Genomic DNA, 205 nt, shown 5'->3' with positions numbered 1-205 from the left:
GGGCCAGCACAGCCGGCGGGACGAGGCCATCATCACCACCATCATCGCGCTGGGCCGCAAGCTGCGCATGCAGGTGCTGGCCGAGGGGGTGGAGACCGAGCGGCAGGAGACCTACCTGCTCAGCCACGGCTGCCACCTGCTGCAAGGCTACCGCTACGGCCGGCCGATGCCGGTGGAGCAGTTCGAGACGCAGGCGCGGGCGCAA

At 70.7% G+C, this 205-nt stretch carries 1 protein-coding gene; it reads left to right on the top strand.

What is annotated here, in order from left to right; genetic code table 11:
* A partial coding sequence (locus NET02_RS16525; protein WP_284058526.1) for an EAL domain-containing protein occupies positions 1 to 205 on the top strand: 205 nt, incomplete at both ends.

Origin of the sequence: Thermalbibacter longus (genome assembly GCF_023806485.1) — a bacterium.
In the GTDB taxonomy this organism is placed as follows: Bacteria; Chloroflexota; Chloroflexia; order Thermomicrobiales; family Thermomicrobiaceae; genus Thermalbibacter; species Thermalbibacter longus.
The sequence above is the reverse complement of the archived record's forward strand: the minus strand, read 5'-3'. Positions and strand labels throughout refer to the sequence as shown.